General features: G+C 68.7%; 17 protein-coding genes. 15 read left to right on the forward strand and 2 right to left on the reverse strand.

Annotation, left to right across the window (positions count from 1 at the left end):
• Positions 1 to 4: 4 nt before the first annotated feature.
• The 8 genes from VV02_RS08360 to VV02_RS26885 all read left to right on the forward strand — a co-directional run bounded on the left by VV02_RS08360 (position 5) and on the right by VV02_RS26885 (position 6164).
• Positions 5 to 1231, forward strand: coding sequence for a molybdopterin molybdotransferase MoeA (locus VV02_RS08360; RefSeq protein ID WP_281177336.1), 1227 nt, complete (start codon positions 5 to 7; stop codon positions 1229 to 1231).
• The gene (gene moaC, locus VV02_RS08365; RefSeq protein ID WP_052590952.1) at positions 1228 to 1725 is read left to right on the forward strand and encodes a cyclic pyranopterin monophosphate synthase MoaC; all 498 of its coding nucleotides are present in this window, start codon (positions 1228 to 1230) and stop codon (positions 1723 to 1725) included. The genes VV02_RS08360 and moaC overlap by 4 nt, the downstream gene beginning before the upstream one ends.
• Complete coding sequence (locus VV02_RS08370) at positions 1722 to 2198, forward strand: MogA/MoaB family molybdenum cofactor biosynthesis protein (RefSeq protein ID WP_083450014.1); 477 nt, start codon at positions 1722 to 1724, stop codon at positions 2196 to 2198. Before moaC ends, VV02_RS08370 begins: the two co-directional genes overlap by 4 nt.
• Entirely contained in the window at positions 2198 to 2815 is a 618-nt protein-coding gene (locus VV02_RS08375; RefSeq protein ID WP_052590954.1) for a GNAT family N-acetyltransferase, read from the forward strand. Before VV02_RS08370 ends, VV02_RS08375 begins: the two co-directional genes overlap by 1 nt.
• Before the next feature lie 61 nt (positions 2816 to 2876).
• On the forward strand, positions 2877 to 3848 hold the full coding sequence (locus VV02_RS08380) for a hypothetical protein (protein ID WP_052590955.1): 972 nt from the start codon (positions 2877 to 2879) through the stop codon (positions 3846 to 3848).
• Between the two features lie 114 nt (positions 3849 to 3962).
• Positions 3963 to 5165 carry an inorganic phosphate transporter gene (locus tag VV02_RS08385; RefSeq protein WP_052590956.1) on the forward strand — a complete coding sequence of 401 codons (1203 nt, stop codon included), beginning with the start codon at positions 3963 to 3965 and terminating at the stop codon, positions 5163 to 5165.
• Positions 5166 to 5178: 13 nt separating this feature from the next.
• Positions 5179 to 5475, forward strand: a complete 297-nt coding sequence (locus tag VV02_RS08390) for a hypothetical protein (protein ID WP_245633024.1) — start codon at positions 5179 to 5181, stop codon at positions 5473 to 5475.
• Positions 5472 to 6164, forward strand: a complete 693-nt coding sequence (locus VV02_RS26885) for a DUF3349 domain-containing protein (protein WP_218917382.1) — start codon at positions 5472 to 5474, stop codon at positions 6162 to 6164. The genes VV02_RS08390 and VV02_RS26885 overlap by 4 nt, the downstream gene beginning before the upstream one ends.
• Positions 6165 to 6171: 7 nt before the next feature.
• On the opposite strand, the gene VV02_RS08400 is transcribed toward VV02_RS26885, so the two are convergent.
• Entirely contained in the window at positions 6172 to 6654 is a 483-nt protein-coding gene (locus VV02_RS08400; RefSeq protein WP_052590957.1) for a hypothetical protein, read from the reverse strand.
• A gap of 74 nt (positions 6655 to 6728) precedes the next feature.
• Between VV02_RS08400 and VV02_RS08405 the strand changes: the two genes are divergently transcribed.
• The 3 genes from VV02_RS08405 (at position 6729) to VV02_RS26890 (ending at position 9435) form a co-directional block, all read left to right on the forward strand.
• A complete protein-coding gene (locus VV02_RS08405) occupies positions 6729 to 7682 on the forward strand; it encodes an aldo/keto reductase (protein WP_052596734.1) in 954 nt (317 codons plus the stop codon).
• Positions 7683 to 7816: 134 nt separating this feature from the next.
• Positions 7817 to 8887 carry a 2-trimethylaminoethylphosphonate dioxygenase gene (gene tmpA / locus VV02_RS08410; RefSeq protein WP_218917383.1) on the forward strand — a complete coding sequence of 357 codons (1071 nt, stop codon included), beginning with the start codon at positions 7817 to 7819 and terminating at the stop codon, positions 8885 to 8887.
• Positions 8884 to 9435 carry an HD domain-containing protein gene (locus tag VV02_RS26890; protein ID WP_083450016.1) on the forward strand — a complete coding sequence of 184 codons (552 nt, stop codon included), beginning with the start codon at positions 8884 to 8886 and terminating at the stop codon, positions 9433 to 9435. The genes tmpA and VV02_RS26890 overlap by 4 nt, the downstream gene beginning before the upstream one ends.
• Here VV02_RS26890 and VV02_RS08415 read toward each other — a convergent pair.
• Positions 9410 to 10168 (reverse strand): GntR family transcriptional regulator, encoded by a 759-nt coding sequence (locus tag VV02_RS08415; RefSeq protein WP_052590958.1) that lies wholly within the window; start codon positions 10166 to 10168, stop codon positions 9410 to 9412. The two genes, VV02_RS26890 and VV02_RS08415, sit on opposite strands and share 26 nt — an antisense overlap.
• A gap of 188 nt (positions 10169 to 10356) precedes the next feature.
• Here VV02_RS08415 and VV02_RS08420 point away from each other — a divergent pair, with 188 nt between their 5' ends.
• From VV02_RS08420 to VV02_RS08435, 4 genes are read left to right on the forward strand one after another with little or no spacing between them, the layout of a single operon-like run.
• Positions 10357 to 11520 carry an ABC transporter substrate-binding protein gene (locus VV02_RS08420; protein ID WP_052590959.1) on the forward strand — a complete coding sequence of 388 codons (1164 nt, stop codon included), beginning with the start codon at positions 10357 to 10359 and terminating at the stop codon, positions 11518 to 11520.
• A gap of 9 nt (positions 11521 to 11529) precedes the next feature.
• Complete coding sequence (locus VV02_RS08425; protein WP_218917385.1) at positions 11530 to 12441, forward strand: ABC transporter permease; 912 nt, start codon at positions 11530 to 11532, stop codon at positions 12439 to 12441.
• Positions 12429 to 13241 carry an ABC transporter permease gene (locus tag VV02_RS08430; RefSeq protein ID WP_052590960.1) on the forward strand — a complete coding sequence of 271 codons (813 nt, stop codon included), beginning with the start codon at positions 12429 to 12431 and terminating at the stop codon, positions 13239 to 13241. Before VV02_RS08425 ends, VV02_RS08430 begins: the two co-directional genes overlap by 13 nt.
• Positions 13238 to 14305, forward strand: a complete 1068-nt coding sequence (locus tag VV02_RS08435) for an ABC transporter ATP-binding protein (RefSeq protein WP_052590961.1) — start codon at positions 13238 to 13240, stop codon at positions 14303 to 14305. Before VV02_RS08430 ends, VV02_RS08435 begins: the two co-directional genes overlap by 4 nt.
• The last annotated feature ends 14 nt before the right edge of the window (positions 14306 to 14319 follow it).

Consider the following 14319-nt stretch of genomic DNA (forward strand, 5'->3'; position numbering starts at 1 on the left):
CCTGATCAGCCTCGAGCAGCACCGGGACCGCATCCTCTCGGCGGTACGACCCCTCGCGCCGACGTCGATCGCGGTGGGCGAGAGCCTGGGGCTGGTGCTCGCCGAGTCCGTGGTCGGTCTGGTGGACCTGCCGGGCTTCACCAACTCCGCGATGGACGGTTACGCCGTCGTTGCCGCGGATCTGGTTGATGCTGCTGAGGACTCGCCGGTCCAGCTGCCGGTTCTCGGAGACATCCCGGCGGGTGACATCGAGCCGCACGACCTCGCTGCTGGCTCGTGCTGGCGGATCATGACGGGTGCGCCGTTGCCCGCCGGAGCGGACGCGGTTGTCCCCGTCGAGCAGACCGATGGCCGCACTGATGAGGTGGCCATCCGGGTCTCGCCTCACCCTGGAGCGGCCGTCCGCAACGTCGGCGAGGACGTGGCCGCCGGCGATCGTGTCCTGGAGTCCGGCGTACGCCTCCTCCCGCACCACGTGGCCGTCTGCGCCGCCGCGGGAGTGGCTTCTGTGGACGTCATCCCTGCGCCTCGGGTCGCGGTGATCACGACCGGTGACGAGCTCGTGCCCGTCGGAACACCGTTGCTGCACGGGCAGATTCACGACAGCAACGGCCCCATGCTTGCCGCCGCCGTGCGCGCCGCCGGAGCCACCTGCGTCGAGGTGCTCCACGTCGGTGACCGCGACGACGAGTCGCTCGCGGACGTCGTACACCGCATTGCCGCCGAGGTCGACGCGATCGTGACGTCCGGTGGGATCAGCGCGGGCGCGTACGAACCGGTCAAGGAGGCTTTCGCTGGAGGCGGGGCCGTGCAGTTCGACAAGGTGGCGATGCAGCCGGGCAAGCCGCAGGGCTTCGGTGTGGTGGGGGAGCGCGGCGTCCCGCTGTTCGCGTTGCCGGGCAATCCCGTGTCGTCGCTGGTGTCGTTCGAGGTGTTCGTGGTGCCGGCGCTACTCCGGATGGCTGGACGTTCCGGCGATCGAATTTCGGTGCGGGCCAAGGCTGTTCGTGGTTGGCGGTCGCCGCCCGGACGCGTCCAGGTCGCCCGGGTCGTGCTGTCTCACGGTGACGAAGGCTGGGTCGTCTCGCCGTCCGGAGGCCAGGGCAGCCACATCCTCGGCGGCTTGGCGGTCGCGAATGCGTTGGCGCTCGTGCCCGCTGAGGTGGTCGAGGTAGGGCAGGGTGACGTCGTGGAAGTTCACCTGCTGCCCGGCGAGGAGCTGCCCTCATGATCGTGTCGCAAGGTCCCAGCACGGATCCGCGGCTGACGCACGTACGCGAGGACGGCACCGCACAGATGGTGGACGTCAGCGCCAAGCCGGTGACGGCGCGCGAGGCGTCCGCGGCCGGTCGGGTGCTGCTGTCCGCTCAGGCGGTGGCGGCGCTACGCGATCACACGGTGCCCAAGGGCGACGCGCTCGCGGTGGCCCGCATCGCCGGCATCCAGGCGGCCAAGCGCACCCCCGACCTGATCCCGTTGGCCCACCCGGTGGCGGTGCACGCGGTCACCGTCGAGCTGACCGTGGCCGACGACGGCGTCGACATCACCGCGACCGTCCGCACGGCTGACCGCACCGGCATCGAGATGGAGGCGCTGACCAGCGTCTCGGTTGCCGCGCTGGCCCTGGTCGACATGGTCAAGGCGGTCGACAAGCACGCCCGCATCACCGACATCAGGGTGACCGCCAAGTCCGGCGGCCGATCGGGCGACTGGACCGAGGCGTGAGATCCTCGGCCGTCGTCATCACCTGCTCGACGCGGGCGGCTGCTGGGACGTACGCCGATCGCACGGGTCCGCTGATCGTCGAGGCCGCGCGTGGCTGGGGCTTCCAGGTGGAGGCGGCCGTCGTCGTACCCGACGGCCCGCAGGTCGAGCAGGCGCTACGGGATGCTCTCGCGTCCGGGGCTGTTCTGGTCGTCACGACTGGTGGCACCGGACTCACTCCGACCGACCGGACCCCCGAGGCCACCCGCGCGGTCATCGACCGTGAGGTGCCCGGCATCGCGGAAGCGATCAGGGCCGCGGGAGTGGCAGCCGGCGTACCGACCGCGATGCTGTCCCGCGGCGTGGCCGGTCTCTCCGGGCGCACCCTGGTCATCAACCTGCCCGGCTCGACCGGCGGCGTACGCGACGGGCTGGCGGTGCTCGAGCCGGTCGTCCGCCATGCGGTGGACCAAGCGGCCGGAGGCGATCACTGATGACCGAGCGCAACTGGCCGGTCGCCCTCGAAGGCGTGCACAACGGCACGATCATCAGGTTGAGGGGGCTGCGCGGGCGCAAGGACCGCAAGGCCTTCATGGGCCTGCGACGCGACAACGCGGAGTGGACCAAGCGCTGGGACTCGACGTCGCCGTACCCACGGATGCGGCAGGTGAGCTATGCGCACATGGTGCGCGAGCAGGAGCGAGAGGCCAAGGCCGGCCGGCTGCTCCCGCTGATGATCGACCTGGACGGCCGGATGACGGGCCAGATCCACCTGTTCAACATCGTGCGGGGAGCGCTGCAGAGCGGGTCGATCGGCTACTGGATCGATGAGCGGGCGGCCGGGCGTGGGGTGGTGCCGTTCGCGCTGGCCATGGTCATCGACCACGCGTTCGGGCCGATGGGGCTGCACCGGGTCGAGGTCAACATCCGCCCGGACAATGCCAAGAGCCTGCGGGTGGTCGACAAGCTCGGGCTGCGGGATGAGGGCGTGCGCCGGGCGTACCTGCACATCGACAACGAGTGGCACGACCACCGATCGTTCGCGCTGACGCTCGAGGATCTCGCCGGTGAGTCCGCCCAGCACCGTCTGTACCGTCTTTCACAGCAGTAACTCCTGCGACACGCGGCCGAGGTCCATCGGTGCGCACGCGATCGCACCTAACGTCGATCGCGTGAGGAGCAGCAGCCTGATTTTCCTGGTCATTGTCATCATCTGGGCTGCCTACCTGCTCCAGCACTGGGTGCGTCGTCGCGAGCACCTCGCCACTGCTCGTTCGGTCGATCGATTCTCCGAGGGCATGCGGGTGCTGGAGCGTCGCCCCACCGTGCACGGCGCCGAGGTGCCGCTGCCCACCAGTGACGGGTCGGGTCGCCCGTCGGTCCTCGCGGCTGCTGTCGCTGAGCCGCGCCCCTCCCTGCGTGCAGGAGTGCCCATGACCAACGACGCCGAGCCCGTTCGTCCCGACTCCCGCCCCGCGAGTGCCGACGCCGAGGGCGCCGACGCACGCCAGGTCCGCGGCCTGACGCTGGTTGCGACCGTCGCGCTGTTCCTGGCCGTGGTCGTCATGACACCGATGGGTGTGACGCCCTGGTGGTCCCCGCTGGTCATGCTCGTTGCGCTCGGCGGCGTGATCGGCTGGCTGCGCAGTGCAGCGGTCAAGGCGGCCAGCAGTGCGGCGCCCGCGCCGAGCCAGGAGCGTCCCGCCCGTCCCGCCCCACGACGTACGCCGTCGCAGGCCGGCCGGGTCTCCGGCGCCGTGGCCGCGGAGTCGGTCTACGACGTGTCCGGGCCGGCCGCCGCGACCGCAGAGCCGGTCGCAGCCGAGGTGCCCGTCAAGACGGCGCCGGCCGCCCAGCTGCAGCCTGGCGACTGGGAGCCGGTCGCCGTACCGCCCCCGACCTACACGCTCAAGGCGAAGGCCGCGGAGCGGGCCGAGCCCGCGCCGGCTGCCACGGTCGATGACACCCCGGTCTTCGACGCTCAGTCGATCACCGAGCCCGAGCCCGAGCAGGCGCCCGAGGCGACGCCCGCACCTGCTCCGGCACCGTCGTACGCCGAGATGGCCGTCGAGGACCTCCCGTTCGACGGCCTGGCACTCGATGAGGATCTCGAGGACCTGCCGCCGGTTCACCGCGCGGGCTGATTCGGGTCAGTTCGGCGGCGCTTCGGCAAACGCCGTGCAAAATCTCGTCGATCGCCGGTCTGGGTAGTCCAGTCGAATGGACGGCAAGCACGTCAGGGCCTCACACTCCGTTGTATGAGCGGTGAGTTGTTCATCCTGATCCTGGTCGTGATCACGGCACTGGGATTCGACTTCACCAATGGCTTTCACGACACCGGCAACGCGATGGCCACCTCCATCGCCACCGGTGCGCTCAAGCCGAAGGCTGCGGTGGCGCTGTCAGCGATCCTCAACCTCTTCGGAGCCTTCCTGTCGGTCGAGGTGGCGACCACCGTCACCAAGGATGTGCTGAAGATCCAGACCAGCTCAGGTGGGCTGGTCTCTGGTCTCGATGGCGAGAAGGCGATGACGATCATCTTCGCCGGCCTCATCGGCGGCATCGTCTGGAACCTGCTGACCTGGCTGCTCGGGCTGCCGAGCAGCTCCTCGCACGCGCTGTTCGGAGGCTTGATCGGGTCCGGGCTGGCCGGTGCAGTCACCATCAACTGGAACGGCATCTTCAGCAAGGTGTTGATCCCGGCGGCCCTGTCGCCCCTCATCGCGGGCGTCGTCGCGGCGCTCGGCACCGCCACGGTCTACGCGATCACGAGATCGGCGCGGCCGAAGAAGCGTGACGAGGGCTTCCGTTGGGGTCAGGTCGGGACGGCGTCACTCGTCTCGCTCGCGCACGGCACCGGCGACGCGCAGAAGACGATGGGCGTCATCGCGCTCGCCCTCATCGCGCACGGCAGCCTCACCGGCGAAGGTATCGAGAACAACGGCCTGCCGGTCTGGATCATCGTCAGCTGCGCGGTCGCGATCGCGCTGGGCACCTACCTCGGCGGCTGGCGGATCATCCGTACGCTCGGCAAGGGCCTGGTCGAGATCGAGTCACCGCAGGGCATGTCGGCGGATGCCTCATCGGCGGCGATCATCCTGACGTCGAGCCACTTCGGGATGGCGCTGTCCACCACGCACGTCGCGACAGGCTCCATCCTCGGCTCAGGCGTCGGCAAGCCCGGTGCGCAGGTTCGGTGGGCTGTGGCGGCGCGGATGGCGGCTGCGTGGCTCACCACGCTTCCGTCGGCCGGTGTCGTGGGCGCAACGTGCTACTTCATCGCTCATCTGATCGGTGGCGTGACGGGCGCGGTGGCGATCTTCCTGATCCTGATCGCGCTCTCCGGTTATATGTACCTGCGCAGCCGAGCCCAGAAGGTCGACCACAGCAACGTCAACGACGAGTGGGACGGCACAGCTGAGGCGACTGAGGCCGGCGACGTCGTCTCTCGCGTGGGTTGAGGAGGAGAAGCAGATGAACCTTGACTGGGCGAGCATGGCGTCCGCGAGCCTCAGAGTGCTCGTCGCCGGGCTGCTCTTCGGTGCCGGTCTCCCGGCGCTCTTCGCGACCGGCGTACGCCTGTGGAGCGACGGCAGCGGAGAGGTCGCGGATGACGGCACCGTGACGCGCCCGCGCAACGCCGTCCGAATGGCAGCGGCGTACGTGCTCTTCGCGGTCGTCGTGATCATCATCGCCCTGGCCGTCCTGTGGATCACCCGCAAGAGCCTGGACCATTACTTCGGGTGGCAGCCGTTCGGAGAGGCCAAGTGAGCGCCGGACCGCTGGGCTCGATTCTCGGGTGGCTGCGCGCGGGTTATCCCGAGGGCGTACCCGCCAAGGACTTCCACCCCCTGCTGGCGCTGCTGACTCGGACCCTGCAGCCGGCGGAGGTGGAGCAGGTTGTCGAGCAGCTCGTCGCCGACCGACCCGAGTCCGGAGTGACGGTGCCGCAGGTGCTGGCGGCGATCGAGGCCGTCAAGCAGGCGCCGCCGAGCGACGAGGACGTACGCGCGGTCTCGGCTCGGCTGGCCGCGGTCGGCTGGCCGCTGGCCGGCGGTAGCAGTCGGATGGACGACGAGACCGCCGCGCCGACCGAAATGGCACCGCCCGAGCCGCAGGCTGAGCCCGAGCCGGCTCCCGCTCCCGTGCAGGAGGATCGGCCTGCCCTGCTGCGCAGGATGCAGGAGTGGCTTCGGGCGGGCTATCCCGAGGGGGTGCCGTCCACGGACTACGTGCCTCTCCTGGCCCTGCTGCGGCGTCGTCTGACCGATGACGAGGTCAAGCAGATCTGCCGCGAGCTGATCGCCGCAGAAGGCGGCAAGGACGGCCCGCGCACCCCGATCAGCGCGATCGACGCGCAGGTGCTGATCACGAAGGTGACTCAGGAGATGCCTGCCGAGTCCGACATCACCAGGGTGCGCGAGCGCCTCGAGGCCAAGGGCTGGCCGGTCGAGGCTTAGGTCCTTGTCAGTCGGCCGGCACTGCCGGCGGCGCAGGCGTGGTCGGGGGCTGCGGCGTGGGAGGCGGTCCGGGCTTCGGAACCGGTGGCTGAGTCGACGCGACGCCGAGCGCCTGCGTCACCTTCGCGATGATCGCCTGCTCGGACGATACGACGCCCTTGCTCGCCTGGGCGACCTGCTGGACGGCCGTCGTGATGACGTTCTTGTACGCCGCCTGGTCGGCCGGGTTCTTGGCCAGCAGCTGGACGGCCTGGCTCAGCTCGGAGAGCACTGACTGCTCGACCTGCGTGGCGTCTCCCTTGGGCGGTGCGATGAGGCCGCCGCGGAAGAAGCCTTTGATGGTGTCGGGCGCTGTCGCCAGCACCTTGGACCCGGCTGCACTCTCCTTGAAGGTCGCGAAGAAACCGGGGTCTGCCTTGGACACCAATGCGATGGCACCGAAAGCGGCGCGACGAATGACGTCCTGCTCCTGCTCGTTGTAGTCAGCCATGGGGTCACAGTAGGAGGGCTACGGCGGTCGCGGAAGGTTAGACGCGCGCGGGTAGCGTCGCTCCTGTGACGGACATGACGCAGCGCCCGCTGGGCGACTCGGACCTGATGGTGAGCGCAGTGGGCATCGGCTGCAACGCGTTCAGCAGGCGCGTGGACCTCGATGGCGTGCGCGACATCCTTGCAGCGGCGCGTGATGTCGGCGTCACCCTGCTCGACACCGCTGACATCTACGGCAACCCACCGGGTGGGTCAGAGGCGCTCCTCGGTGAGGCTCTCAAAGGCCAGCGCGACGAGTTCGTGCTCGCGACGAAGTTCGGCATGGACATGCAGCGTGTCGACGGTCCGGAGCCCGGTCCGCGGTGCTCCCCGGCTTACATCCGGCACGCCGTCGAGCACAGCCTGCGCCGGCTGCAGACCGACCACATCGATCTCTACCAGCTGCACCGACCCGACGAGGTCACGCCGATCGAGGAGACGCTGGGCACACTGACCGAGCTGGTCCAGGAGGGCAAGGTCCGCTACATCGGCTCCTCCAACCTGGCCGGCTGGCAGGTGGCCGATGCCGACTGGACCTCTCGTACGCAGGACCTCGCCCGCTTCGTGTCCGTCCAGAACCGCTACTCGTTGCTCGACCGGTCGATCGAGGACGAGGTGGTCCCGGCGGCCGAGACCTTCGGCGTCGGCGTGCTGCCGTTCTTCCCGCTCGAGTACGGCCTGCTCACCGGCAAATATCGGCGCGGCTCGGCCGCGCCGGAGGGTTCGCGTGCGGCGGTCGACCCGACACGGGCCGGTTGGCTGGCCACCGCGGACTGGGACCGCATCGAGGCGCTGGAGTCGTACGCCGCCGCTCGGGATCTGTCGATCCTGGAAGTCGCGATCGCCGGGCTTGCCGCCCAGCCGGCCGTGTCCTCAGTGATCTCCGGCGCCACGTCGGGCGAGCAGGTGCGCGCCAACGCGGCGGCCATGCGTTGGGAGCCGACCCTGGAGGACCTCGCCGAGCTGGACACGATCACCCGCGCCGACTGACGTCGTACGGCGCGCTCGTCAGTCGGCTCGCGCAGCCGGACGGACGTTCTCGGTAGTTCATCTCTCCGTCACGCCATGGACAACATGTACAACTACGTTCAAACGTGGCTATACACGTGAAGTAGGGAGAGATGATGACCGTCCTTGACGCGCCCGCGATCTGGTTGCGTGACAACTGCTCATGCGCTGAGTGCAAGCACCCCGACAACGGCCAGAAGCTGTTCAACATCGGCGACCTGGCCGACGGCATCCGCGTCGATGAGACGCACGAGCAGGATGGCGAGGTGCACGTCCGGTTCGCGCCGGACGGCCACGCCTCTGTGTTCGACAGCGCGTGGCTGCGGCGTTGGCTGCCGGAGGCGAGCGAGGCCCCGACCGATCCTCGGGCCGAGGATGCCAAGCAGATCTGGGACGTCAGCGATCTTGGGCCACTGCCCGAGGCGAGCTGGGAGTCCTACCAACGCGATCCGGCCGTGAAGGCTGCGGCGCTGGAGGCCGTGGTGCGTACCGGATTCGTGGTGCTGCGCGGGGTCGAGACCACGCCGCGTCGGGTGCTGGATGTGGCTGCGACCTTCGGCTTTGTCCGGACCACCAACTATGGCGACCTGTTCGACGTCCGGATCGAGCCGAACCCGATCAACCTGGCCTTCACCGGCCTCCCGATCACGCCGCACACCGACAACCCCTACCGCGACCCGGTGCCCACCCTGCAGATCCTGCACTGCCTGAGCAACGCTGCTCCGGGCGGTGACTCGGGCTTCGTCGACGGGTTCAAGGCGGCCGAGGTGCTGCGTACCGAGAGCCCGGATGCGTTCGACATCCTCAGCGGCACCGAGGTGACGTTCAGGTTTGTCTCGGAGGACACCGAGCTCAGCGCGACGCGATCCATGATCGATGTGGATCCGTACGGACGGGTCCGCGAGGTTCGCTTCAACAACCGGTCGCTCCAGCCTGTTCGGCTGCGACCGGAGGACACCGAGCGGTTCTACGTCGCGTACCGCGCCTTTGCCGAGGTGATCAACCGGCCGGAGCACCAGGTCGTCTTCCGCATGCAGCCAGGGGACTGCGTCATCTTCGACAACATCCGGCTCCTGCACGCCCGCACCGGATTCGAGGGTGAGGCCGGCGAGCGGCACCTGCAAGGTTGCTACGCCGACCTTGACGGGCTCGAGAGCACGTTGGCGGTCCTGAGGAGGGCTCGATGAGCGACGTCGTCGACCGCTTGCGCGAGCTGTTCGAGGGCGAGGGTGGGCGCGACTACCTCGGCGAGGACGTGAGCATGGCGCAGCACATGCTCCAGGCTGCCCAGAACGCACGGGCGGCCGACGCTGCTGACCACCTCGTGGTGGCAGCGCTCGTCCACGATGTCGGTCACTTCACCGGCGTGGTGTCCGGACGAGAGCTGATGGCTGGCAAGGAAAACCATCACGACGACGCCGGTGCGGACTGGCTCGCCGAGTGGTTCGGTCCCGAGGTGACCGAGCCCGTACGACTCCATGTCGCGGCGAAGCGCTACCTGTGCGCAGTCGAGCCGGCGTACATCGACGCCCTCTCCGAGGCATCGGTCTACACGCTAGATCTGCAGGGCGGACCGATGAGCGCTGCGGAAGTCGCGGAGTTCGAGGCGAACTCGCACCATGCGGATGCCGTCACCCTGCGCCGCTGGGAGGACGCGGGCAAGGACGCGAACGCCTCGACCGTGGACTTCGAGGAGTTCGTGCCGACGATCAGGGCCGTGGCGACGACTGCTTGAGCAGGTGGCTGACGTCCCGCGTGTTGCGCACGGTGAACGCGATCGCGTTGGCCTGCCAGCGATCGTCGGACCACTCGACGGGCATCCCGGCCAGGTCTGCCGTACGCCGGCGCTCGCGCAGCAGCGGCGTCCTCGGCCGAAGGTCCAGGAGCCGGGCGTCCTCGGCGGACGCGACCACGGCGTCGATGGTGTGCTCGGCAGAGTGCAGCACCACTCCGAGCTCGTCCAGCCGGTCGGTGATGGAGTCGGTGTCCAGCTGCATGCCCGGCAGCAGGGCACCGACTTTCTCGACATACGCTGTCCGCTCGATCATGACCGGCTCTTCGGCCAGCAGCCGCACCCGGGTCAGGTGATAGACGCGGTCCCCGTGCGCGAGCTCCAGCCGGTGGCGTTCCTCGGGCGTCGCCGCGCGTAGCTCCAGCGCGACCGTGTGGCTCGACGGTGTGGAGCCGGACGCCCGTGCCCAGTGGGAGAAGCTGTTCAGCTCATCGAAGCTCTGCACCCGCGGGGACGCCACGACCGTACGACGGGCACCCCTGCGTGAGGAGATCACGCCGTCGGCGCGCAGCTTGGCGAACGCCTGCCGGATGGTGCCGCGCGACACGTCGTACCGCTGCGACAGGTCGGCCTCCGAGGGCAGTGGGGTGCCGTCGCTGAACTCGTGAGCGGCGATGCGGTCCAACAGATCAGCAGCGATCTGGCGGTATCTGGCCGAGGGCTCGGATCGCTGCATCACGCGGTCAGGCTACCAACGGCCGACGTCCGCCCAGCCCGTCCCAACGGCGTCGAAGATGTCTAGCCATGTTGGCTCTTCGTGGGGTGATCTCTTACCTGTCGTTTGCCTTCTGTGCATCTCCACCGAGTGCACTGACCACTACTTGTCCAGCCAAGTTGGACTCTGCTGAACCACGAGGAGACATCGTGCTCGCCACCCGTATCCGCCTGGCCGTGCTGGCCGCCACCGTGACGGTGGCCGGTGCCACGCTGACCGCCTGCGGCTCCGCGCCTGACAACGCTGCTGCCGACGGAGGGTCGGGCGGTGCCAAGAGCGCCAAGACTGCCACCTCCGTCGCGGATGTCGGCGGGCTCGACCAGCTCGTGAAGGCCGCCAAGAAGGAGGGGACGCTCAACACGATCACGCTGCCTCCCGACTGGGCGAACTACGGCGCCATCATCAAGGCCTTCGAGACGAAGTACGGCATCAAGGTCAAGAACGAGAACCCGGACGGGTCCAGTGCCGACGAGATCAGCGCAGTGAAGTCCCGCAAGGGCCAAGGTCGCGCGCCGGATGTCCTCGACCTCGGCCAGTCGTTCGCGATCAGCGGCGCGCAAGAAGGCCTCTTCGCGCCCTACCAGGTCAGCACCTGGGCCAAGATCCCCGCCGGCCAGAAGCACCCGGACGGCGCCTGGTTCAACGACTACGGCGGCTACGTCTCGATCGGCTGTGACGCCGCCAAGATCACGGTGTGCCCGCAGACGTTCGCCGATCTGCTCAAGCCCGAGTACAAGGGCAAGGTCGCACTGAACGGCAACCCGACCAAGTCCGGGTCGGCGTACGCCGGCGTCTTTGCCGCCGCACTCGCCAACGGCGGTTCACTGGACGACATCTCGCCCGGTGTGAAGTTCTTCGGCAAGCTCAAGAAGGTCGGCAACTACAACCCAGTCGAGTCGACCCCGGCGACCATCGAGAAGGGTGAGACGCCGATCAGCATCGACTGGGACTACCTGAACGTCGCCTACGCGGACAAGTACGCCGGCAAGGGCATCCAGTGGAAGGTCGCTGTCCCGGCCGACGGAGTCCTCGCGCAGTACTACTCGCAGGCGATCAACAAGGCCGCCCCGCACCCGGCCGCGGCGCGGCTGTGGCAGGAGTTCCTGTTCAGCCCTGAGGGACAGAACATGTGGCTGAAGGGATACGCGCGACCCGTCACGCTGCCCGCCATGACTGCCGACGGCAGCGCGGACGCCGGTGCAGTGGCCAAGCTCCCCAAGGTCAAGGGGACGCCGACCTTCCCGACCGAGGCCCAGGCGACCCAGGCCAAGAAGGTCCTGTCCAGTACCTGGGCGACCACGATGGCCGGCTGAGCGATCACCGTGGCCACCGCGACGACGGAGATCCCGTCCAGTCCGAAACACGCCTCCGGGCGACCGACCCAGAAGGCGGCCAAGAAGGCGCCCGCCTGGCTGGCCGCGCTGCCGTTGCTGGTGTTCCTCGCGCTCGCGTTCGGCATCCCGGCCATCGCCGTCCTGGTGTCGGCCTTCTCGGTCAAGGACCCGGCGACGGGCACCTCGCACCTGGGCCTGGACAACATGACCGACAGCCTGCAAGGCGCGTACCGGACCGCGTTGTGGTCGAGCGTGAAGCTCTCGGCCGTGGTAGCCGTGGTCGGCGGCGTCCTGGGCACGATCCTGGCCCAAGCAGTCGTGGCCTCACGCAGCACCATGCTCCGCGAGGCCGTCCTGACGGCGTCCGGTGTCCTGGCCAACTTCGGGGGCGTCCCGCTGGCGTTCGCGTGGATCGCCACGCTCGGCAACGCGGGGCTCCTCACGACGACGCTCGGACTCGGCGACGCAGGGTGGAGCCTGTACACGTTCTGGGGACTGGTCATCGTCTACCTGTACTTCGCGATTCCATTGATGGTGCTGGTCATGACGCCCGCGTTGGACGGCCTGCGCCCGCAGTGGCAAGAGGCTGCGGCGTCCAGCGGCGCCACCGGATGGCAGTACTGGCGGCACGTCGGCGTACCCGTGCTCACGCCCGCCCTGATCGGCGGCATGGTGCTGCTGTTCGGGGGAGCCTTCGCGGCGTACGCCACCGCGGCCGCCATGGTCGGGGCGACGGTGCCGCTGGTGACCCTTCAGATCGCCGACGCACTGAGCGGCAACGTCCTGGTCGGACACGAGAACCTCGCGCTTGCCCTGAGCCTCGACATGGTGATCGTCGCTGCCCTCGTGATGGCGGTCTACCTGCCGCTGCGCAAGAGGAGCTCGCGATGGCTGGACTGACGGTCTCGCGACCCCGCCTCGGCCGGACGGCGGTCCTCGCGATTGCCGGCGTCTACTTCCTGCTGCCTCTTGCCGCGTCCTTGTGGTTCACCGTGCACAGCGAGGGCAAGGGCTTCTCGTTCAGCACGTACGGCGACATCCTCACGGCCGACGGGTTCACCCAGTCGCTGCTCATGTCCCTGGGCCTCGCGGTCGCCACCATCGTGGTCGTGCTGGCTCTGATGCTGCCTGCCCTCCTCGCGGTCCGGCTGTCGGCGCCGAGGCTCGGTCAGGTGCTCGAGGTCGTGTGCACGCTGCCGCTGGTCGTGCCACCCATCACGTTCGTCGCTGGCATCAGCACGGTGCTGCGATGGGGTCCCGACCATCTGGCGAACACCCCGTTCTGGCAGACGCTGATCGCCATTCAGGACCCGGACTTTCCCTGGGTTCTCGTCCTCGCGTACGTCGTGCTCGCGACACCGTACGTCTATCGCTCGCTCGACGCCGGCCTGCGAGCCATCGACGTACGGACCCTGGTTGAGGTCTCCCGCAACCTGGGCGCCGGGTGGATCACCGTGGTGTTCCGGACGATCCTGCCCAACCTGCGCACGGCGCTGGCGAGTGCGGCATTCCTCACTCTCGCACTGGTACTCGGGGAGTACACCATCGCCGTCCTGCTCGGATTTCGACCGTTCGCCGTGTGGATCGTCACGATCTCCGGCGCGAATGCGCAGCTGTCCGTTGCTGTCTCGCTGCTCAGCCTCATCGTCACGTGGGCACTGCTGCTCCTGGTGTCCGGAGTTGGAAGGAAACGCACATGACCTCACGCGTAGAGCTGCGCCACCTGCGCCGCGCCTTCGGGTCGACCGTCGCGCTCGACGACCTCGACCTCACGATCGAGGCGGGCGAGCTCGTCGCCCTGCTCGGGCCCTCGGGATGTGGCAAGACGACGGCGCTGCGTTGCATCGCCGGATTCGAGCGGCCCGACCGCGGAGCCGTGCTCGTCAATGACCGGGACATCACCGCTGTACCTGCCAACAAGCGCGATGCCGGCATGGTGTTCCAGTCGTACAGCCTGTTCCCCCACCTGTCTGCACGCGACAACGTCGCCTTCGGCATGCGGATGCGCAAAGTGGTTGCTGCCAAACGACATTCGCGTGCTGATGAGCTGCTGGAGCTCGTGGGCCTGCCCGCGATCGGCGACCGTTACCCGCATCAGCTCTCCGGTGGACAGCAACAACGCGTCGCGCTTGCTCGCGCCCTCGCCCTCGAACCCAGCGTCCTGCTGCTCGACGAGCCGCTGTCGGCGCTCGACGCCAAGGTTCGGGTCAGCCTGCGTGAGGAGATCCGCCGCCTCCAGATCAGCCTCGGGGTCACCACCTTGTTCGTCACCCACGACCAGGAGGAGGCTCTGTCGATGGCCGACCGCGTGGCCGTGCTCCGGTCCGGACGACTGGAGCAGGTGGCCAGCCCTGACCGCATCTACGAGCACCCGGCCACGGCGTTCGTCGCGGAGTTCATCGGCTCCATGAACCATCTGCCGGGGGCCGTCGAGGGCGATCGGGTGATCGTCAATGGGCAGGCGTTGCCCATTGACGGCGCTATTCCGGTCGCCGCCGAGGTCGACGTACTCGTGCGACCCGAGGCCGTCCGGCTTCAGAGCGCCCCGAACGGTCCCGGTCTGGTGACCCGATCATCGTTCCGCGGTGCGACCGCCCGGCTGCACGTCGATCTCGACGGGCGGCAGGTCCAGGCCGATGTCCCTGGTCACGACGCGTCCGTGCTCGCCCCTGGCACGCGGGTCGTGCTCACGCTGGTCGACCGGCCGGTCCTGGTCACCGAACGCACGCAGACCAGCGCGCCTGCGGCGGTGACTGTGTCCTGAGCGGGGCTGCTCCC

The sequence above is a fragment of the Luteipulveratus mongoliensis genome, assembly GCF_001190945.1.
Lineage (GTDB): Bacteria > Actinomycetota > Actinomycetes > Actinomycetales > Dermatophilaceae > Luteipulveratus > Luteipulveratus mongoliensis.

Bases quoted from the DNA above. Each gene is read 5' to 3' on its own strand.
- VV02_RS08430 (WP_052590960.1), top strand. From the start codon at position 12,429: ATGGCTGGACTGACGGTCTCGCGACCCCGCCTCGGCCGGACGGCGGTC.
- VV02_RS26890 (WP_083450016.1), top strand. From the start codon at position 8,884: ATGAGCGACGTCGTCGACCGCTTGCGCGAGCTGTTCGAGGGCGAGGGT.
- VV02_RS08385 (WP_052590956.1), top strand. From the start codon at position 3,963: ATGAGCGGTGAGTTGTTCATCCTGATCCTGGTCGTGATCACGGCACTG.
- VV02_RS08435 (WP_052590961.1), top strand. From the start codon at position 13,238: ATGACCTCACGCGTAGAGCTGCGCCACCTGCGCCGCGCCTTCGGGTCG.
- VV02_RS08375 (WP_052590954.1), top strand. From the start codon at position 2,198: ATGACCGAGCGCAACTGGCCGGTCGCCCTCGAAGGCGTGCACAACGGC.
- tmpA (WP_218917383.1), top strand. From the start codon at position 7,817: ATGACCGTCCTTGACGCGCCCGCGATCTGGTTGCGTGACAACTGCTCA.
- VV02_RS08415 (WP_052590958.1), bottom strand. From the start codon at position 10,168: ATGCAGCGATCCGAGCCCTCGGCCAGATACCGCCAGATCGCTGCTGAT.
- moaC (WP_052590952.1), top strand. From the start codon at position 1,228: ATGATCGTGTCGCAAGGTCCCAGCACGGATCCGCGGCTGACGCACGTA.
- VV02_RS08400 (WP_052590957.1), bottom strand. From the start codon at position 6,654: ATGGCTGACTACAACGAGCAGGAGCAGGACGTCATTCGTCGCGCCGCT.
- VV02_RS08405 (WP_052596734.1), top strand. From the start codon at position 6,729: ATGACGCAGCGCCCGCTGGGCGACTCGGACCTGATGGTGAGCGCAGTG.
- VV02_RS08390 (WP_245633024.1), top strand. From the start codon at position 5,179: ATGAACCTTGACTGGGCGAGCATGGCGTCCGCGAGCCTCAGAGTGCTC.